Here is an 18,457-nt window from a genome sequence, read left to right as displayed (position 1 = left end):
CGTCCGTTAGCCGATTAATCGCTCGCCTCGGCCGAGATGCCGGCACCGATCGCGATGAGCTGCTGTATGACGTGCCGCACGGCCGCTCGCTCGGCGCGGTCGCGGCGAGCCATCACCAGCACCCGGCGGGCACTGTCGACGTCGCGCAGCCGCAGCAGTCGGACCGCCGGGTTCGGGCGGGTGGTGAAGCGCGGTAGCAACGCGATGCCGACGCCGGCGGCGACCAGGGCCTCGGCCAGCCGATTGTCGCGGACCTCCTGGACGACCTCGGCCGATCGGCCGGTCACCCGCTCGACCCGGTCCAGTAACGTCCGGAACGGATAGCCGGGCGGAGTCGCCACCCACGGCTCCCCGATCACTTCGTCCGGCCGCAGGCTGCGTCGCCGGGACCAGCGGTGGTCGACGGGTATGGCGATGTCGAGCGGCTCCCGGACTACTTCGCGGATCACCAGCCCGCGCCGGCGCGGTGCCGTCGCGCGCACGGTGTGACCGATGACCACATCGTGATCGTCGGCGAGGCCGGCGAAATCCTCCTCGGCCACATCGACATCCGCCAGGCGTATGTCGACAGGCACCTCGCGCAGCGCCGTGAGCAGCCGCGGCGCGAGGAATTCGATCGCGCTCGGGAGCGCGGCGATCCGCACCTCCCCGGCGACCTCGCCACGGAATTCGTCCAGCCGGGACTGCGCACGCGCGAGCGCAGTCTCGACGTCGAGCGCTGCGTCGGCCAGTAACCGGCCTTCGTCGGTGAGCCGTAGGCCGCGCCCGTCGGCCTCGACGAGACGAACGCCGAGATCGCGCTCGGCGGTGCGCAACTGCTGGGAGACCGCCGACGGTGTGCGCCAGGTGGTGGCCGCGACCGCCGCGACGCTGCCACGATCCCGCAACTCGCGCAGCAGGGTCAGATGTCGCAGCTCCATGAAGGAAGCCTAAAGAATCGCAATAGAAAATGTTGCTGGACCTGTTGAATGAATTGACGCAGCATCTCCCCATGCCGATTCGTCACCGCCTGCTCGCCGGGCTCGTCGCAGTGCTGTGGGGCCTGAACTTCTTGGCGATCCACGCGTCTCTCGAGCAGTTCCCGCCATACTTCCTGGTTGCCCTGCGTTGGACGCTCATCGCGGTGCCGACCGTCCTGCTCGTCCCGCGGCCGCAGGTGCCGTTGCGGTGGCTGCTCGGTTACGGCCTCGGGTTCGGCGTGCTGCAGTTCGCGTTCCTCTACAGCGCGATGGACGCGGGTATGCCGACCGGACTGGCCTCGCTGGTGCTGCAGAGTTCGGCACCGTTCACCGTGCTGCTCGGCGTGCTGGTGGGGGAGCGCCTCACCCCGACGCGTGCCCTGGGCGTGGTCGTTGCTGTCACCGGTCTGGTGATCGTCGGGTCGCAGCGGGTCGGAGGTGCCGCCTGGTGGCCGTTCGTGCTGACGCTGTGCGGTGGGCTCGGCTGGGCGGTCGGCAACTTGTCGAGCAAGCTGGCCCGCCCGCCGAAGCCGTTGCATCTCACCTTGTGGATGACGGTGGTGCCGCCGGTGCCGATGCTCGGCCTGTCGCTGCTGGTGGAAGGCCCGCGGCAGATCGTCGACTCGGTCGCCACTTCCGGCAGTGCGTGGGCGGCCTGGACCGGCCTGCTCTATACCTGTGTGCTGGGCAGCGTCGCGGGCAGTGGGATCTGGACCTGGCTGATCGCTCGGCACCCGGCGAGCACCGTCGCGCCATACTCAATGCTCGTGCCGGTGGTCGGGCTGAGCGCCGCCTGGATCGCGCTCGGCGAGCGTCCCGGCAACATCGAGCTACTCGGCTGTGCGGTGGTGGTTTCCGGCGTGCTGCTCACCTCGAGGACGCCGGGCCGGCCGGTGAAATCTGCCTCGGCGGTCGGCCCGGGAGAGGAGACTGCTCACAGGAAGCACACAACTGCCTCCGCGGTCCTGCATCGGTGACGGCGCGAACATGAGGTCAGTCGAACTTCAGGAGCCCGCTATGAAACGCCGTCTCGTTGCCGCCACCGCGGCGCTCGCCGTCGCCACCCTCGTCCCCGCCGGCGCATTCGTCGCGGGCGAGAACATGTCCAATCGCGTCACCGTGTCCGGTGCCGCGCCGTCGGTGACGATCCCCAGCAGCCCCAGCCCGAGCAGTCCATCCACCGGTTCGTCGGGCAACGGCAGTAACGGGAACGGCGGCAGCAGCGGGAACGGCAGCAGCGGGGGGAATGGCGGTAGCAACGGAAGTGGGGGCTCGAGCGACGGCAACGGCACCAACCCGTGGTCGCAGGCGACGACCAGTCAGACCTCGGGGACGCCGGTGTCCTCGTGGCCGGGAGTGGTCATGGTCGACACCGTCCTGCCGGGCGGTGAGGGTGCCGGCTCCGGCATCGTCCTGACCTCCGACGGAATCGCCCTGACCAACTATCACGTCGTCGACGGCTCGACCTCCGTCCGGGTGAAGGCCTCGAACGGTTCGACATACACCGCGAAGGTGCTGGGCTTCGACGAGTCACACGACGTCGCCGTGATCAAGCTGGAGGGCGCGAGCGGGCTGAAAACGGCATCGCTGGACACTGGCGCCGCGGTGCTCGGTGAGAAGGTCACCGCGGTCGGCCAGGGTGGTGGACAGGGCACGCTCTACAAGACCAGCGGCACCGTGACCGCCACCAACCAGCAGATCACCGCGTCGGACGGCGGCAGCGGCGCGTCCGCGGAGAAGCTGACCGGGCTGCTGGAGACCAACGCGCAGATCGTTCCCGGCTATTCCGGCGGTGCTTTGGTCAACTCCAATGGCCAGGTCATTGGCATGGACACCGCGGCCTCGTCGACCTCGCCGATCACCGGTTACGCCATCACGTCGTCGGCGGCGATGAAGATCGCCACCCAGATCGAGAACGGCGCGAAGTCCTCGGCCGTGCACGTCGGCAGCCGCGCGGCGTTGGGTGTCGAGATCAGCACCCAGTCGTCGAACGGGTATGGCGGCAGCGCGACCGGTGCCTCGGTCGTCGCCGCCACGTCCGGCGGTGCGGCCGCCAGGGCCGGTATCACTGCAGGCTCGACGATCACCGCGATCGACGGCAAGCAGGTGACCAGCCCGACGAACCTGACCGACGTGCTTGACCAGAAGTACCCCGGCGACAAGGTCTCGGTCACATGGACCGATGCGCAAGGCCAGTCGCACACCGCCACCGTCACGTTGGGCACGAGCCCGGCGAACTGACGGCCACGGCCGGAGCAGCTCCGGCAGCAGACTCGGGGTCACGGTTTTCCTCCCCTTTCCCGTTGACCCCGGACCAAGAAACCGCCCACCGTCGGCCAGGACGGTGGGCGGTTCTGCGTGTCGCGATCTTGTGTGAGGCGGTCAGCGGCTGAGGACCAACCCGAGGCCGAAGAGCACGCCATACGCCAGGATCGTGATGCCCGTGGTGGCAAGTGGCGGGATCAGGTCGCGGCCGGTGGCGCCCTTGCTCACGGTCTGCACGGAGCGGGCTGAGGGGGCCAGTCCGATCAGCGCGATGATCGCCCACGGCCGTTGTATGGCGGACACGACGACAGCGACCAGCGCGACCGCGAACATCGCGGTGAACAGGTTGCGAGTGGCGGCGTCACCGATCCGCACGGCGAGTGTGCGCTTGCCGGAGACAGTGTCGCCGGGGATGTCGCGCAGGTTGTTGACCACCAGGATCGCGCAGGCGATCGCGCCGATCCCGACGGCCGCGGCGACCGCGCTCAGGTCGACCGAGCCGGCCTGGGTGTAGGTCGTGCCGAGGGTCGCGACCAGCCCGAAGAAGACGAAGACGAAGACCTCGCCGAGTCCCAGGTAGCCGTAGGGGTGCTTGCCGCCGGTGTATTTCCACGCGGCGGCGACCGCCAGCACGCCGGGGATCAGCAGCCAGAACTTCCCGGAAAGCGCCACCAGCGCCAGGCCGCACACGCCGGCAGCTCCGAAGCTGAGGAAGGCCGCGGCCTTGACGCTCGGCGGTGTCGCCAGTCCTTGGCCGACCAGGCGCACCGGGCCGACCCGTGCATCGTCGGTGCCGCGGATCCCGTCGGAGTAATCGTTCGCGAAGTTGACGCCGATCTGCAGCAGCAGCGACACCAGCAGCGCGAGCAGCGCGTAGCCGGGGTTGCCGTCTCCGAGCGCGTAGGCCGCCCCCGTGCCGGCGGCGACAGGTGCGACCGCGACGGGGAGGGTGCGTGGGCGGGATCCGGCGATCCATTCGTTGAGCGTGGCCATGAGCGTGCGTTGTGACTTTCGAGGAGGCGGGCGGCCGTCTTTGCACGCGCCGCACTAGTGACCCAGAGTCTGCCATCCCGGGGCCGTTGCCAGCGCCACTCGGTCCGGCTTGCCGGGCCCGCGCAACGGCATCTCGTCAACCAGTAACAACCGTTTGGGCAATGCGTATGACGGCACGTGATCCCGCAGGTGTTCGCGGATATCCTGCAGCGACACCGCAGTTCGAGCTCGTATGGCGAGAGCTACCGCCTCACCCCACTCGTGGTCGGGCAGGCCGAGAGCGACTGCTTCGAGCACCTCGGGGTGCAGTGTCGCGGCGGATTCGACGATTCGGGGCGCCACCTTCATCCCGCCGGTGTTGATCAGGTCGTCGATGCGGCCGATGACGTGCAGGCGCCCGCCGCGCCATACGCCGAGGTCATCGGTGCGGAAGGTGCGGGTGCCGTCGTCTTTGTGGCCGAACGTTGCCGCGGTCAGGTCGGGGTCGCCGAGGTAGCCGGAGGCGATCGTGGTGCCGCACAACGTGATTCGGCCGTCGTCTGCAAGTTCCACGCTGGTGCCGCCGAGTGGTACGCCGCTGTAGACGCAGCCGCCGGCAGTCTCGCTGGACCCATAGGTGGTCAGCACGGTGACACCGGCGTCGGCCGCTTCGGCGAGCAGGCCAGGATCTGCTGCCGCGCCGCCCAGCAGAATCCCGTCGAAGCGCGCGAGGGCTGCGCGTGCTTCAGCCCCGGCGTCCAGCAGGCGGCGCAGTTGCGTTGGGACCAAGGCGGTGTAGTGGCGGTCATGGGTGAGTTCGCCTGCGGCCGCGATGAATTCGGCAATGTCGAAGTGGGGAGTGCGAGCGGCACGGTGCCGGCGCGCACCGAGCGGATCAGCACCTGCGTCCCCGCGATGTGCTGCGCGGGCATCGACAGCAACCACTGGCCCGGCCCGCCGAGTCGGTCGTGGGTGGCGTCGGCGCTGGCGATCAGCGCGTCCCGGGTGAGCATGGCGCGCTTCGGGGTGCCGGTAGAGCCGGACGTGCCGACGACCAGGGCGAGACCCTCGGGCAGCGGAGCGGCCGGATCGAACACGGGCGCAACGCCGTCGGCATACGGTGCGATCGCCGGGCCGCTCCCATCGAGAGCTGCGGCAAGTGCCGTCCGGTAGTCGGTGAGGTCGTCGGCTTCGACGGCGAACGGCTGCAGGTCTGGCACCCACCCAGCGTAAGTGTCCCGGTTGCCGCTCTATCGTGAACGTCGAGCGATGCCGCGAGCATCGGTGACTTTCGATCAAGGAGAAGTGCGATGACCCGTCCGATCGCGGTGGTGACCGGTGCGAGCAGCGGGATCGGCCGGGCGACCGCCCGCAAGCTGGCAGCCGAGGGCTTCGAGGTCGTGTGCGCTGCGCGTCGGACCGAGCGGGTCGAGCAGCTCGCGGCCGAGATCGACGGTCGAGCGGTGACCTGCGACGTCACCAAGGCCGACGACGTCGCGGCGCTCGCGGCAGCGGCTGGTGACCGGGTCGCGCTGCTGGTCGCCAATGCCGGTGGAGCCATCGGCGCCGAATTCATCGCGGACGCAGACCTTTCCGAGTGGCGTGCGATGTACGAGACGAACGTCCTCGGTGTCGCCGCGACGATCCAGGCGCTCCTGCCGGCGCTGACCGCGGCGCGCGGCACGATCATCACCATCGGCTCGGTCGCCGGCATGGTCGCCTATGAGGGTGGTGCGGGCTACTGCGGCGTCAAGGCCGCCGTCCACTCGCTGATGATGTCGCTGCGCCTGGAGCTGTGGGACCAGCCGGTGCGCGTCTGCGAGATCGACCCCGGGATGGTCGCGTCCGACGAGTTCTCGCTCGTGCGTTTCCACGGAGACGCCGAGAAGGCCGCCAATGTGTATGCCGGAGTGCGTAATCCGCTGACCCAGGAGGACGTCGCGGACTGCGTCGCCTTCGCCGCCACTTGTCCCGAGCACGTCAACATCGACCAACTCGTCGTCCGTCCCCGCGCCCAGGCCGCCGCGCACAAGCTCTACCGCGAAGACGCCTAGCTCCCGGCCCCACCTGACCGACAGGACAGGCAATTACCGACGGGACAGGGAAAACCTGCCCGAATCGGGCCGAATCGGGCGTTTTCCCCTGTCCTCTCGATAAACGGGTGTCCTGTCGGCGAAATGGGTGTCCCGGTCGGCAGATGGGTGTCGCGAGGTCCCGCGTGGGCGGTCCATTCTCCGACCGGGCATAGTGGCAGTGTGCAGACTGACGAGGTCCTGGCCATGCTGCAAGAGATTTCCACCGCGGTGATCGAGCCTCGCTTCCGGGCTCTCACCGAGGGCGAGGTGATGGAGAAGAACCCCGGTGATCTGGTCACGGTGGCCGATCGGGAGGCCGAGGTGGAGATCACCAAGCGGCTGGTCGCGGCATACCCGGACGCTCTGATGGTCGGTGAGGAAGCCGTTTCCGCCGACAACTCGGCGCTGCACGCGGCCGGTGACGTGGACCACTGGTTCACGATCGACCCGGTTGACGGCACCCGCAACTTCGTGCACGGCTCGCAGGACTACGCCGTGATGGTCGCCGAACTGCGCGGCCGCGACGTCGTCCGCAGCTGGATCTGGCAACCGGAGCACAAGCTGGCGTATGTCGCAGAGCGTGGCGCCGGTGCCTGGTGTGGCGATCGGCGGTTGGAAGTGCCGACGCGTGATGAGCAGAACCCACGGGGGCGCACGTCGCGTCGTGCGATGGTCGGCACCGCGCTGGGCGAGCTGTCACCGCTGGTGCTGACCTGGGCAAGCTGCGGGATCGACTATCCCAAACTCGCCGAAAACGCCTGTGATTACGTGCTTTACGGCTCGGTCATGCCCTGGGATCACGCCCCGGGGTCGCTGCTGGTCGCCGAGGCCGGTGGCATCACGACGTATGACGACGGCGCGGCATACGACCCCACGACGACTCGGTCACCGCTGGTTGCGGCGGGCAGTGCGGCGATCTCGGCCACCGCACTCAAGGCGTTGGACGGCACTCAGCTCTGACGGCTGCACAGGGGTGGCCGAGTCACCGAATGCATTCCTATGCCTCCGAATTCAGCTCGCTGATTGCTCCGAAATCCGGTGGGCGGAGAGCGTGTAGTCGCGCATCTCCCGACCCGTCGTGAGGATCCCGGCAATGGCGAGGATGGAGGTCAGGCCGCCGAGCGACATCGCCGGACCGGCGCCGATCACGCTGCCGACGGCACCCGCCCGGAAATTTCCGAGGTTGGGTCCACCGATGCCGACGACCTGCTCCAGCGCACTGAGTCGGCCACGGAAGCGATCCGGAGTCGCTGATTGCACGAGGGTGGTGCGGCTGGTGACCGACCACGTGTCCGCCGCTCCGGCGATCGCCAGCATGCCCAGGGTGATAAGGAGCAGGTGCGAGGCGCCGGCGACCACGAGAGTCGCGGCCCAGGTCATCGAGCAGGTCACCATCACCAGTCCCGGGCGCGAGCGGTGGGTGATCACGCCGCTGAGCGCCGAAGCCGTCACGCCGCCGACCGCGACCGCGGTGGTGAACCAGGCCAGGGTTTGGGCGCCGCCATCGAAACGGTCGTGGCTGAGCGCCGGAAAGAGGGCGAACGGCATGGCGAGCACGGTCGCACCTAGTGGTGTGTCTCGCAAATAAATAGTGGCATTCGCTGTATTCTTGCTTCATGAGCGCACCTGCAGCCCCGCCGTTGCTGCTGTCGGATAGTCAGCGGGCCACTTTGGAACAGTTGTCCCGGTCTCAGACTGCTGCGCATCGGCAGGTGCAGCGGGCGAGGGTGTTGCTGCTGGCGGCGGATGGTGTTGCTAACACACGAATCTCGGCGGAGGTCGGGGTGACGCCGGTGACGGTGCGGGCATGGCGGGCGCGGTTCGAGGAAGAGGGGTTGGCCAAGCTGGGGCAGGTCCGTCAGGGACGCGGTCGCAAGGCGAGCATCAGCGAGGAGCAGGTCAAGGCGATCGTGCACGACACATTGCACACCAAGCCCGCGGGGCAGACGCACTGGTCGTGCCGCACGATGGCTAAGCATGCGGGCGTGAGTTCGGCGACGGTGCAACGTATTTGGCACGACCTGGGGATCAAGCCGCACCGGGTCGACACGTTCAAGGTCAGCAACGACTCGCGGTTCGAGGAGAAGCTGACCGACGTGGTCGGGTTGTACCTGAACCCACCGGCCAAGGCGGTAGTGCTGTGCCTGGATGAGAAATCCCAGATCCAGGCGCTGGACCGCACCCAGGCATCGCTGCCGATGATCAAGGGCCGCGGTGCGACGATGACTCACGATTACAAACGCAACGGCACGACCACCTTGTTCGCGGCGTTGAACGTGCTCACCGGCGAAGTGACCGGGCGCTGCTTCGACCGGCACCGGCACGAGGAGTTCCTGAAGTTCCTGAAGGTCATCGACGCTGAAGTGCCCACAGGGCAAGCGATTCACGTGATCCTGGACAACTACAGCACTCACAAGCACGCCGACGTTCAGCGTTGGCTGACGCGGCACAAGCGGTTCCACCTGCACTTCATCCCGACCTCGTCGTCCTGGTTGAACCAAGTCGAACGCTGGTTCCGCGACCTGGACGTCAAGGCGATCCGGCGTGGCAGCTTCAACTCGGTGCCCGATCTGATCGCCGCCATCGAGGACTACCTGCAGGCCAACAACGAGGATCCGACTCCGTTCGTATGGACCGCGACCGCCGAGTCGATCCTGGCCAAGGTCACCCGCGCACGCCGCAAGCTCACGGAAGTAGTTAATCAATGACGAGACGGACCACTAGGTCGCACAGCAACGCACCGCGAACCACGGGCGCCCTTGCCGCGAAACGGAATCCGGCCATCGCAGCGCTCAGGCCGCGGTCGGCGGAGGCGTCCTCGGGCGGTCGTCGTAGGCCGCGCAACCCCGCAAGGGCGACGACAAAGGTTGCGGCATCGATCAGGAAGCAGATGGGCAGGCTGAACGCGGTGGCGACCAGTGCCGCCAGGACGGGCCCGACGAGCATCGACACCTGAAAGGCCAATGATGTCAACGCGTATGCCGCCGCCAACTCCCCGCGACCGACCACCGAGGGGGTGAGGGCTCGCCGCGCCGGACCGGCCAACGAGCCGAGTGCGGCAGCCACTGCGGTCAGGGCGATGAGCAGGCCGACCTGCTCCTCGAAGACCGCCCATGCCATCGCCAGGCTGGTGAACAGCTGACCGACGGTGGCGCGACGGGCGAGCGAGGCCCGGTCCACCGAGTCGATGAACATCGACCCGGCAAGCGCGATCACGATCAGCGGGACACCCGATGCCAGCCCCAAAAGGCCCACCATGAAAGAGGATCCGGTGAGATGCCAGACGGCATACATGGCGGCGAAGCTGTTGAACTGACCACCGATCGCCGAGACGGCGCCGCCGATCCACAGTCGCCGGAAGGCCGGGCTGGTGCGTAGCGGGGTGATGTCCGTGAGGACCTTCACGAGTCCGCGGCCTTCCGCAGCTGTTTCGACAGCGCTTCTTCCAGGCGCTCATAGAAGGGCCGCTCGGCCAGTGCGGCGTTGATCGCCTCGACTGCGCGCATGATCGGCTCTGCGATCTCGTCATCCAGGGCGCGTAGTACCGACTCGGTCGAGCGCCACTCGGCGCGCACCAACGGAGCGATGTCCTCGCCTGCGGGGGTCAGCGAGACGATCCGGGTGCGGGCGTCCTCACCGGGATCGACGCGGACCAGGCCGTCGCGGGTGAGCCCGCTGATCGTCTGGCTCATCGCGGAGTGGGAGACCTCGCGGTCGATCGCGAGGTCCTTCACCGACATCGGGCCGAAGCGGGAAAGTGCGATGAGTGGTCCGACGGATCGGCTGCGAACCGACTTTCCGCGGGATGTGTAGAGCTTCTCGATCTCCTGGTCCAGCGCGTGCATCAGCTGGAAGAGGGGGCGGTAGTAGCTGCTGTCGAGCAGGTCCTGATCAGGCATCCGACAAATGTAACAGGGCTTATATAAATTGCCAACGCCGACCGGGTAGCGGCCGAGGTGCGACGTCGCGTATCGAGATCAACGCCCTACTCCGGGATGCCGGGTCCCACCACTTCGAGGCCGTAGCGCGGCCCGACCTCGGCCCACTTGGGCAGCTCGACCTCCGGGGTCTGTCCATCTGCGCCTGGCAGGCGGCGCTCGGCGGCCGGGATGCCGACTTCGTCATACAGGCTCATCAACCCGCCGGGTGTAGTGAACGCGAGGAAGCGCGCGGGCGACTCGCCCCGGATGCGGAAGGCGTGCGGGAGGCCTTCGGGCAAGTAGATGAACGATCCCGGGCGCAGCTCGTAGGTGGTGTCGCCGGCGCGGTAGGTGATCTTGCCGTCGAGGACGTAGAAGGCCTCGGCTTCCTTCGTATGGCGGTGCAGCGGCGTTGCGATTCCTGGCGGTTGGGTCACCACCGAGATGCCGAGTCGCCCCTGGGTGTCGCCGGCGCCGACGAGGTGCTCGAAGAGTCCGCCCATCGCCCAGGTCGCCGGTCCCTCGCCCGGCTCTCGAAGCACCACTTGATCGTTCATGACGCGACCTCTCAATTCGGCCGAATTGACTTCGGCTCAATTGCTACAGTAGGCAGCATGAAGGAACCCGTCAAGAGGCGATACTCCTCACCGCAACGCGAAGCCCAAGCAGTCGAGACGCGTCGGGCTGTGCTGGTCGCGGCGCGCGAGCTCTTCGAGGAGCGCGGGTATGCCGCCGTCGGAGTCGGGGAGGTCGCCACGCGTGCCGGCGTCAATCTGGACACCGTCTACCGCTCGGTCGGACGCAAGCCGCAACTCCTGCTGGCGGTCATCGACCAGATCCTCGGATCGTCGGACCAGGTCTTGCCCGCCGAGCAGCGCGACTACGTGATCGCGATCCGCACGGCGACCACCGCAGAGGAGAAGCTGCGCACGTATGCCGACGCGCTCGGCACCCTCATGCCGCGGCTCGCCCCACTTTTCGCGGCTCTTCGTGAAGCGGCGTCGGCCGACCCGGAGTGCGCCGCGCTGGACCGGCAGATCGATGACCGTCGTGCGGCGAACATGCGGCTGCTCGCTGCCGACCTACGCACGACCGGGCAGGTTCGCCCCGAGCTTGACGATGACCGGGTGGCCGACCTGATCTGGTCGACCAACTCCTCCCAGTGGCACGATCTGGTGCGCTCACGCGGGTGGACGGCCGGGGAGTATGCCGATGCCTTGTGCGACCTGTGGTGTCGGGTGCTGCTGTCGCGTAGCGAACTCTGACGGTTGGATTCACGATCGACGGTCGAATTGCGGCGTCACTCGTGAATCCGACCGTCAGGGTTGAGGGAGATGTCCGTGACACGCAGTAACTCGCTCGCGCCACCACTGCTGCCGATCGGCGGGCGCTCGGTGCTCGGCGAGCAACGCGTCGTCCGGAGTTGGTCGGCGTACGACGAGTGAGCCGCCTTGCGGCACAAGCGAATCCGTCACCACATCACCGGCCATGAGCTCCAGGGTGCCGAGTCCGCAGGCGAACGGTAGCTCCGGCAGGGCGGCGGCCAGTGCAACGCCGGCAGCGATGCCGACCGAGGAGTCGATCGCGCTCGACACCACCGTGGGCAGGCGGGCGTCGGTCGCGATGCGCAGCGCACTCCTCACGCCGCCGAGCGGGGCGACCTTGATGACCGCGACGTCGGCAGCGCCGAGTCGGGCGACCCGCAGCGGGTCCTCCGCCTTGCGGATCGACTCGTCCGCTGCGATGAGAACGTCGATACCGTTGCGGGCCAACAGTTTCCGCAGCGCGACGAGCTCCTCGACGGTCGCGCAGGGTTGCTCGACATACTCCAGCCCGTATGGCGCCAGCGCCGCGATCGCACCGGCGGCGTCGTCCACCGACCAGCCGCCGTTGGCGTCGACCCGCACGAAGGCATCGGCGCCCATCGTGTCCCGCACGGCCGCCACGCGGGACACGTCGTCGGCCAAAGCCTGTCCGCGCTCGGCGACCTTGACCTTGGCGGTGCGGCAGCCGTCATACCGGGCGAGCACGGAAGCGACCTCCGATGCGTCGACTGCGGGCACGGTCGCGTTGACCGGCACGGAGGATCGCACCGGTTCCGGCCAGGATCCCCACGCCGCATCGATCGCGGCGCCGAGCCAGCGGGCGGCCTCGGGGGCGCCATACTCGAGAAACGGTGAGAACTCGCCCCACCCGGATGGCCCTGCGAACAAAGCGATCTCGCGGTGCAGCACCCCGCGGAAGCGGACCTGCATCGGGATGCTGACGACATGCATGGCGTCGAGCAGGGTGTCCAGGGATGGTGTGGCGGTCACGACATACGACGGTAGTCATACCCTTGGCCGGGTGAGTGAGCAGCGTCAGATCAGTGAAATCTTCGACGACAGTGCGTGGGAGACGGTCGAAGGATTCGACTTCACCGACATCACCTACCACCGGTGCGTGCGGCCCGGACCGGAGCAGGGCACTGTGCGCATCGCGTTCGACCGGCCCGAGGTGCGAAACGCGTTCCGGCCGCACACGGTTGACGAGCTCTATCGAGCGCTTGACCATGCCCGCATGACGCCGGACGTCGGTTGTGTGCTGCTGACCGGCAACGGTCCGAGCGCCAAGGACGGCGGCTGGGCGTTCTGCTCCGGCGGTGACCAGCGCATCCGCGGGCGCTCGGGATATCAGTATGCCGAGGGCGAGACCGCCGACACCGTCGACGCCGCGCGGGTCAAGGCGCAGGGCGGCCGGCTGCACATCCTGGAAGTGCAGCGACTGATCCGCACTATGCCGAAAGTCGTTGTCGCAGTAGTGAATGGCTGGGCCGCCGGTGGCGGACACTCACTGCACGTCGTGTGCGACCTGACGATCGCAAGCCGCGAGCACGCGCGCTTCAAGCAGACCGATGCCGACGTCGGGTCGTTCGACGCCGGGTACGGCTCGGCATACCTCGCGAAGATGGTGGGGCAGAAGAACGCCCGCGAGATCTTCTTCCTCGGCCGGTCGTACGACGCCGAGGCGATGCAGCGCATGGGCGCCGTCAACATCGTCGCCGACCATGCCGACCTGGAGAAGGAAGCGTTGCAGGTCGCGGCGGAGATCAACGGCAAGAGCCCGACGGCGCAGCGGATGCTGAAATTCGCGTTCAACCTGACCGACGACGGCCTGATGGGCCAGCAGGTATTCGCCGGCGAGGCGACCCGGCTGGCCTACATGACCGACGAGGCCGTCGAGGGCCGCGACTCGTTCCTGGAGAAACGCGACCCCGACTGGTCGCCGTTCCCCTGGTATTTCTGAGCCGTATGGCATGGCGGCGCAAGATCCCGGAGACCGACTTCGCGCGGGTGCAGCGGTGGTGTGAGTCGAAGGTGCCATCGCGTACCCGACACGAGGTGCGGATCGAGTGCCACATCCGCGGCACCCACGTGACACTGTGCGAGTCGCGGCCGAACTGGAGCGCTGACGGCGGGTGGATGCACCGGAAGTTTTTCCAGTTGCGCTATTTCGAGGAAGAGCGTGAGTGGGGGCTCTACTCCTACGCCTGGCGCACCGGCCGATGGCATCGCTACCGGCGCAATGGCGGGTACTACTCCGGGTCGATGGCGCTGACGCTCGATGAAGTCGACTTCAACTCGGGGCGCATCTTTGAGCCCGACCGCTTCTGAGATGTCAGCGAACTCGCCCGCCTCCAGGTCACGCGGACCGGGTTCGGAGCCGTTTCCCTGCTACTTCCAAGGCTGGGACGATAGTTCTTGGTCGGTGACTACCGACGGAAAGATGCGCTGGCTGGGCCGCTGGGGTCTGGTCGGTCTTCTCGTCGCGGTGATCATCGGGGTTTTGGCGCCGGTGATCGGGGGCACAGTTCCGCCGGCGCCTACGAGCGCGTGCGGCTGGAGCCGGGCGCGTCGGTGCCGCTCTCGGCGGACCACGTGGTGGAGCTCGACAGCGGCGACGGGACGACCCGCATCGGCGGCTGCTCGATCACCGGGCCCGCGGACTGGTCTCACCAGATCGTCGTCACGGGCCGGACGACGACCTTCAACACCGGCGCACAGGGTGACTATCGGATCACCTGCCAGGGCGGGGCGGTCGAAGTCGAGGATGGCGCGGGCGCGCAGCATGCTGCGGACCCGACGCCGCATCAGAGTCACGACGCCACAAACCTCATGTACCTGCTCGCCGGAGTCGTCGCACTGGTCAGCCTGGGAGTCCTGATCGCGGCCGCCCGAGCCGGCAACCGGCGGGGCACCTCAGCCGGACCGGACCGAACCAAGGCAGAGGCGGACGAGCCGAAGGCATTCTGACCCTCGATTGACCGGCATACCTACGCATCGAGGGGCCTAGCAAATCAGGCGCAATCCGTACGCCGCTCAATGCAGGGGTATGCCGGTCAATCTCGGGGAATCAGGGTTGTCGGCGGTGCGGGGCGAGGGCCTGCCCCAGTAAGGACCCGAGTTGCGCCTGCTGGTGCTCACTGAGGTGCCCGAAGAATTCGTCACCCTTGCGCGCCCGCGCCCGCTCGATCCGTCTGCGCAACGCCCGACCCTCGTCGGTCAGCGCGATCGTGACCGCTCGCCGGTCCGTCGGGTCGGGGAGCGGCGGACCAGGCCGCGCTCCTCGAGCGCGTCGACCACTTCGGTCGCCGAGCGCGGGGCGATGTCGAGATGCGCCGCGATGTCGCCGAGCCGTAGCGGCCGGTCGCAGTGCCGGCTGATCACGCCCAGCGCACGCGATTGGCTCGGCGTCAGCCCGAAGGGCTCCAGCTCGCCCATGGTCGACCGTCGCAGCGTGCGGGCAGTCCGCATCACCAGCTGGGTCAGCGACGGCTCGTCCTCCGGGGCCGGGCCGGGTTTGTTCGGCATACGGGAATTGTATGGCGGTCGCCGCGGTTACAGCAATGTGAGGTAACCTCACTAATACTTGATTGAAAGGCAGGTGCTGCCTGTGACAGCCCCCACCACCTTCCCCGGATCCCCGGGCGTCCGTCCGCAACCCGGAACACCCGATGGCGAACGCGAGCCCGGCCACCAGAGCCGCGGCGCCGGCCGTCGCAAGAACCCCGCTGACGTCGCCCAGCTCGAGCAGCATCCCGTCCCACTCCGCCGCATCGCCGCACTGTTCGGCCCGCACCGGCGTCCGCTCGCCATCGTCACCGCCATCATCGTGGTCAGCTCGTTGATCGGACTGGTCACGCCGTTCCTGACCAAGCACCTCATCGACGACGCGATCCCGCACCAGAACGTGCGGCTCCTTCTCTTCCTCGTCGGCGGCATGCTGGCGATCACCGTGACCACGCAGGCGCTCGGCGTCATACAGACCTGGCTGTCGACGAAGATCGGCCAGCAGGTCATGCATGGCCTGCGCACCGACCTGTTCAGCCACTTGCAACGCCTGCCGCTCGGCTTCTTCACCCGCACCCGCGGCGGCGAGGTGCAGTCCCGGCTCACCAACGACGTCAACGCCATGCAGGGCGTCGTCACCAACTCTGCGACCTCGGTCGCCACCAACATCACCACCGCGGTCGGCACCGCGGCCGCCATGGCACTGCTGTCCTGGCGGCTGTCACTGCTGAGCCTGCTTGTCCTGCCGCCGGCCATCTGGCTGACCCGCCGCGTCGCCCGGCTGCGCCGCACCATCCAGACTCGCGCACAGCGGGCGCTCGCCGACATGCAGACCCAGATCGAGGAGTCGCTGTCGATCAGTGGCGTGCTGCTGGCCAAGACGGTCGGCTCGGGTCCCGTTCTCTCCCAACACTTTCGGGACACCTCCGCGGAGCTGACCGAGCTCGAGCTGCAGTCGCAGATGGCCGGTCGCTGGCGGATGGGCACCATGGCGATCGTCTTCTCCGCCATACCCGCGCTGATCTATCTGGCCGCCGGACTCCCGGCCACAAGCGGCGGTATGACGATCGGCACGCTCGTCGCGTTCACCGCGTTGCAGTCCGCTTTGTTCCGCCCGATGCTCGGCGTCCTCAACGTCGGCGCCGAGGTCGTGACCTCGATGGCGCTCTTCAGCAGGGTCTTCGAGTTCCTCGACATGCCGGTGACGATCGATGACCCGGAGAACCCGATTCCCGTCGACCCGGCGACCGCCCAGGGCGACGTCACACTGACCGACGTCACCTTCCGGTATGACGGAGCCGACCGCGACGCACTCACCCACATCGACCTGGAGTTGCCCGCCGGCAAGCAGGTCGCACTCGTCGGCGCGACCGGCTCGGGCAAGTCGACCCTCGCCGGGCTCGTCTCCCGGCTGCACGACCCGAGCGGCGGGTCGGTGCGCATCGACGGTGTCGACCTGCGGGACATGACCCTGCAGAACGTCTCCGACCTGGTCGGTGTCGTCTCCCAGCAGAGCTACCTGTTGCACACCACGATCCGCGAGAACCTCCGCTATGCAAGGCCGGACGCGACCGACATACAGATCGAGCAGGCGGCCCGCGCCGCCCAGGTCCACGACCTCATCGAGGCGCTTCCGGACGGTTACGACACGCTCGTCGGCGCTCGCGGCCACCGCTTCTCCGGTGGTGAGCAGCAGCGCATCGCGCTGGCCCGGACCATCCTGCGTGACCCGGCCGTGCTGGTGCTCGACGAAGCGACCAGCGCGCTCGACAACGCCACCGAGCGTGCTGTGCAGGACGCGCTGGACGAGGTCAGCCGTGGCCGCACGACGCTGACGATCGCACACCGGCTGTCGACGATCCAGGGCGCCGACCTGATCGTCGTGCTCGACGGTGGCCGCATCGCCGAGCGCGGCACGCATGACGAGTTGCTCGCGAGGGGCGGGCGCTACGCGACCCTGTGGAACTCCCAGGCCACCCGGCACGCCAGCCAGATGAGTTGATCCGGTGGACGTGGTCACTGGCCGCGTGATCTGATCACGGCGCACCGTCACTGCAGCCGCTCGGAGTCCCGTCATGAACCTGCCCGCACGCCGCGGCCTCGCCCTGACCATCATCGGTCCGATCCTGATGCTGGTCCTCGCCCCAGCCGTCCTCGGCATCGGCATCTGGCGTGGTGTGGTGGCAGGCAACGCCGGCCTCGACCACTACTCCTGGATGGACGTCGGTCAGACGGCCCAGATCAGCGGTGTCGGATCGCAGTCGATCGTGGTCTCCGACAACGGCGCATCGTCGTCGGTCGACTGCAGCGTCGACGGGCCGTCGGGGCCGGTCGACATCTATCCCGTCTCGTATGGCGACGGCTCGATCGCCGCCAGCTCCTACCTGGAGATCGCAGAGTTCGACCCCGACGTGCCGGGCGCCTACCAGGTCGATTGCGCCGCGGACCAGGTCAAGGTGCTTCCGACCCAGGTGCTGGACGATGCCGACAACGCCTTCGGGCTGCGGATGCTCATCGGATTCGCTGCAGCCGGAGTGTGTTTCGCGATCGGTCTCACGCTGCTGATCGTCGGCATCGTCAAGTTGGTCAATTCGGCGAATGACCGGCGTCGGGCGCTGTGGCCGCAAGCCGGCTACGGCTACGGCTACACCGGTGGCTACGGATATCCGCAGCAAGCTCCGCCGACGGGTGACCCGGACGACCCCTACGCCAGACCCTGAGCGATCAGGAACCCTCGTGACGCCGGGTCCGTCCACTACACAGCGGTGGACGACTCGGACACGTCATGCTGTGATCGAACGAACCCGTTGCCAGCTCGGAGGAACCCATGCCACTGCCCAAACGACGAGGTCTCGCGCTGACCATCATCGGCGCGATCCTGATGCTCGTCGTTGCGCCCGCTGCCGCGGGCATCGGCATCTGGAAGGGTGTCTCGGGTGGCATGAACGCTGTGAGTGACACGGCCTGGGTCGAGCCGGGCGGCAAGGTGCATGTCACCGGCGGCGAGGACCAGACGATCCTGGTCGAGGGTCGCTACAGCACTGGCGAGTCGCTGCCCAGCTGCGACGTCACCGGACCCGACGGGCAGCCGGTCACCGTCGACGAAAGCACCGCCCGACTCTCGATGGACTGGGGCGGCACCGCCTACAGCCGCGCGGGCACCTTCAAGTCGTCCGGCGCCGGCGACTACAGCATCGATTGCAGCGGCCACCGCGCCAAGGTCCTCAGCTCGAGCGTCGCCAACGACGTCGCCCGTCGCGTGCTGGTGCCGCTCGGGATCGGTCTCGGCATCGGCGTGCTGGCGTTCCTCGCGGGCGTCGTGTTGCTGATCGTCGGCATCATCAAGCTGGTCAACTCCGGGCGCGAACGCGCTCAGGCAAGGGTCGCTGCGGCGGGCTGGCCGGGTGGGCCGCAGGACCCCTACCGCCGCTGATCTG

Annotated in this window: 22 protein-coding genes; 12 read left to right on the top strand and 10 right to left on the bottom strand. The window is 68.0% G+C overall.

Annotated elements, in window-relative coordinates; all coding sequences use genetic code 11:
- Positions 1 to 14: 14 nt before the first annotated feature.
- Complete coding sequence (locus tag ACFQDH_RS02020; protein ID WP_382397986.1) at positions 15 to 920, bottom strand: LysR family transcriptional regulator; 906 nt, start codon at positions 918 to 920, stop codon at positions 15 to 17.
- 71 nt (positions 921 to 991) lie between these two features.
- Between ACFQDH_RS02020 and ACFQDH_RS02015 the strand changes: the two genes are divergently transcribed.
- Together ACFQDH_RS02015 and ACFQDH_RS02010 are read left to right on the top strand one after the other, a co-directional pair.
- Complete coding sequence (locus ACFQDH_RS02015) at positions 992 to 1,936, top strand: EamA family transporter (RefSeq protein ID WP_382397985.1); 945 nt, start codon at positions 992 to 994, stop codon at positions 1,934 to 1,936.
- 40 nt (positions 1,937 to 1,976) lie between these two features.
- Positions 1,977 to 3,200 carry a S1C family serine protease gene (locus tag ACFQDH_RS02010; protein WP_382397984.1) on the top strand — a complete coding sequence of 408 codons (1,224 nt, stop codon included), beginning with the start codon at positions 1,977 to 1,979 and terminating at the stop codon, positions 3,198 to 3,200.
- A 141-nt stretch (positions 3,201 to 3,341) separates the two neighbouring features.
- Here the strand turns inward: ACFQDH_RS02010 and ACFQDH_RS02005 are convergent, their stop codons facing one another.
- The 3 genes from ACFQDH_RS02005 to ACFQDH_RS01995 all read right to left on the bottom strand — a co-directional run bounded on the left by ACFQDH_RS02005 (position 3,342) and on the right by ACFQDH_RS01995 (position 5,416).
- The gene (locus ACFQDH_RS02005; protein WP_382397983.1) at positions 3,342 to 4,217 is read right to left on the bottom strand and encodes a 1,4-dihydroxy-2-naphthoate polyprenyltransferase; all 876 of its coding nucleotides are present in this window, start codon (positions 4,215 to 4,217) and stop codon (positions 3,342 to 3,344) included.
- Positions 4,218 to 4,271: 54 nt separating this feature from the next.
- Positions 4,272 to 4,565, bottom strand: a complete 294-nt coding sequence (locus tag ACFQDH_RS02000; RefSeq protein ID WP_382404794.1) for an AMP-binding enzyme — start codon at positions 4,563 to 4,565, stop codon at positions 4,272 to 4,274.
- Positions 4,566 to 4,837: 272 nt separating this feature from the next.
- Positions 4,838 to 5,416, bottom strand: coding sequence for an AMP-binding protein (locus ACFQDH_RS01995; RefSeq protein ID WP_382397981.1), 579 nt, complete (start codon positions 5,414 to 5,416; stop codon positions 4,838 to 4,840).
- 90 nt (positions 5,417 to 5,506) lie between these two features.
- Here ACFQDH_RS01995 and ACFQDH_RS01990 point away from each other — a divergent pair, with 90 nt between their 5' ends.
- On the top strand, positions 5,507 to 6,250 hold the full coding sequence (locus ACFQDH_RS01990) for an SDR family NAD(P)-dependent oxidoreductase (protein ID WP_382397979.1): 744 nt from the start codon (positions 5,507 to 5,509) through the stop codon (positions 6,248 to 6,250).
- Between the two features lie 201 nt (positions 6,251 to 6,451).
- Complete coding sequence (locus ACFQDH_RS01985) at positions 6,452 to 7,231, top strand: inositol monophosphatase family protein (RefSeq protein WP_382397977.1); 780 nt, start codon at positions 6,452 to 6,454, stop codon at positions 7,229 to 7,231.
- A gap of 51 nt (positions 7,232 to 7,282) precedes the next feature.
- On the opposite strand, the gene ACFQDH_RS01980 is transcribed toward ACFQDH_RS01985, so the two are convergent.
- Positions 7,283 to 7,855 carry an MFS transporter gene (locus ACFQDH_RS01980; RefSeq protein ID WP_382397975.1) on the bottom strand — a complete coding sequence of 191 codons (573 nt, stop codon included), beginning with the start codon at positions 7,853 to 7,855 and terminating at the stop codon, positions 7,283 to 7,285.
- 32 nt (positions 7,856 to 7,887) lie between these two features.
- On the opposite strand from ACFQDH_RS01980, the gene ACFQDH_RS01975 reads away from it, so the two are divergent.
- A complete protein-coding gene (locus ACFQDH_RS01975; protein WP_382397973.1) occupies positions 7,888 to 8,979 on the top strand; it encodes an IS630 family transposase in 1,092 nt (363 codons plus the stop codon).
- Here ACFQDH_RS01975 and ACFQDH_RS01970 read toward each other — a convergent pair.
- The 3 genes from ACFQDH_RS01970 to ACFQDH_RS01960 form a co-directional block, all read right to left on the bottom strand.
- Complete coding sequence (locus tag ACFQDH_RS01970) at positions 8,969 to 9,676, bottom strand: MFS transporter (RefSeq protein WP_382397971.1); 708 nt, start codon at positions 9,674 to 9,676, stop codon at positions 8,969 to 8,971. The genes ACFQDH_RS01975 and ACFQDH_RS01970 overlap by 11 nt on opposite strands.
- A complete protein-coding gene (locus tag ACFQDH_RS01965) occupies positions 9,673 to 10,170 on the bottom strand; it encodes a MarR family winged helix-turn-helix transcriptional regulator (protein ID WP_382397969.1) in 498 nt (165 codons plus the stop codon). Before ACFQDH_RS01965 ends, ACFQDH_RS01970 begins: the two co-directional genes overlap by 4 nt.
- Positions 10,171 to 10,256: 86 nt before the next feature.
- The gene (locus ACFQDH_RS01960) at positions 10,257 to 10,748 is read right to left on the bottom strand and encodes a cupin domain-containing protein (protein ID WP_382397967.1); all 492 of its coding nucleotides are present in this window, start codon (positions 10,746 to 10,748) and stop codon (positions 10,257 to 10,259) included.
- Positions 10,749 to 10,805: 57 nt separating this feature from the next.
- Here ACFQDH_RS01960 and ACFQDH_RS01955 point away from each other — a divergent pair, with 57 nt between their 5' ends.
- On the top strand, positions 10,806 to 11,456 hold the full coding sequence (locus tag ACFQDH_RS01955) for a TetR/AcrR family transcriptional regulator (protein WP_382397965.1): 651 nt from the start codon (positions 10,806 to 10,808) through the stop codon (positions 11,454 to 11,456).
- A gap of 54 nt (positions 11,457 to 11,510) precedes the next feature.
- Here ACFQDH_RS01955 and ACFQDH_RS01950 read toward each other — a convergent pair whose 3' ends face one another.
- Positions 11,511 to 12,506 (bottom strand): o-succinylbenzoate synthase, encoded by a 996-nt coding sequence (locus tag ACFQDH_RS01950; RefSeq protein WP_382397963.1) that lies wholly within the window; start codon positions 12,504 to 12,506, stop codon positions 11,511 to 11,513.
- A 31-nt stretch (positions 12,507 to 12,537) separates the two neighbouring features.
- Here ACFQDH_RS01950 and ACFQDH_RS01945 point away from each other — a divergent pair, with 31 nt between their 5' ends.
- The 3 genes from ACFQDH_RS01945 to ACFQDH_RS01935 all read left to right on the top strand — a co-directional run bounded on the left by ACFQDH_RS01945 (position 12,538) and on the right by ACFQDH_RS01935 (position 14,483).
- On the top strand, positions 12,538 to 13,476 hold the full coding sequence (locus tag ACFQDH_RS01945; protein ID WP_382397961.1) for a 1,4-dihydroxy-2-naphthoyl-CoA synthase: 939 nt from the start codon (positions 12,538 to 12,540) through the stop codon (positions 13,474 to 13,476).
- A 5-nt stretch (positions 13,477 to 13,481) separates the two neighbouring features.
- Positions 13,482 to 13,844 (top strand): DUF3024 domain-containing protein, encoded by a 363-nt coding sequence (locus tag ACFQDH_RS01940; RefSeq protein ID WP_382397959.1) that lies wholly within the window; start codon positions 13,482 to 13,484, stop codon positions 13,842 to 13,844.
- A 219-nt stretch (positions 13,845 to 14,063) separates the two neighbouring features.
- The gene (locus ACFQDH_RS01935) at positions 14,064 to 14,483 is read left to right on the top strand and encodes a hypothetical protein (RefSeq protein ID WP_382397957.1); all 420 of its coding nucleotides are present in this window, start codon (positions 14,064 to 14,066) and stop codon (positions 14,481 to 14,483) included.
- Between the two features lie 249 nt (positions 14,484 to 14,732).
- Here ACFQDH_RS01935 and ACFQDH_RS01930 read toward each other — a convergent pair whose 3' ends face one another.
- Positions 14,733 to 15,041, bottom strand: coding sequence for a MarR family winged helix-turn-helix transcriptional regulator (locus ACFQDH_RS01930; RefSeq protein WP_382397955.1), 309 nt, complete (start codon positions 15,039 to 15,041; stop codon positions 14,733 to 14,735).
- An 82-nt stretch (positions 15,042 to 15,123) separates the two neighbouring features.
- Between ACFQDH_RS01930 and ACFQDH_RS01925 the strand changes: the two genes are divergently transcribed.
- From ACFQDH_RS01925 to ACFQDH_RS01915, 3 genes are all read left to right on the top strand, one after another.
- Positions 15,124 to 17,022, top strand: a complete 1,899-nt coding sequence (locus ACFQDH_RS01925; RefSeq protein WP_382397953.1) for an ABC transporter ATP-binding protein — start codon at positions 15,124 to 15,126, stop codon at positions 17,020 to 17,022.
- A gap of 73 nt (positions 17,023 to 17,095) precedes the next feature.
- The gene (locus ACFQDH_RS01920; RefSeq protein WP_382397951.1) at positions 17,096 to 17,740 is read left to right on the top strand and encodes a hypothetical protein; all 645 of its coding nucleotides are present in this window, start codon (positions 17,096 to 17,098) and stop codon (positions 17,738 to 17,740) included.
- A 107-nt stretch (positions 17,741 to 17,847) separates the two neighbouring features.
- Positions 17,848 to 18,453 carry a hypothetical protein gene (locus ACFQDH_RS01915; protein ID WP_382397949.1) on the top strand — a complete coding sequence of 202 codons (606 nt, stop codon included), beginning with the start codon at positions 17,848 to 17,850 and terminating at the stop codon, positions 18,451 to 18,453.
- Positions 18,454 to 18,457: the final 4 nt, after the last annotated feature.

Source organism: Flexivirga alba, assembly GCF_042661025.1.
GTDB classification, from domain to species: Bacteria; Actinomycetota; Actinomycetes; order Actinomycetales; family Dermatophilaceae; genus Flexivirga; species Flexivirga alba.
This window is presented reverse-complemented; position numbering and strand designations above follow the sequence as displayed.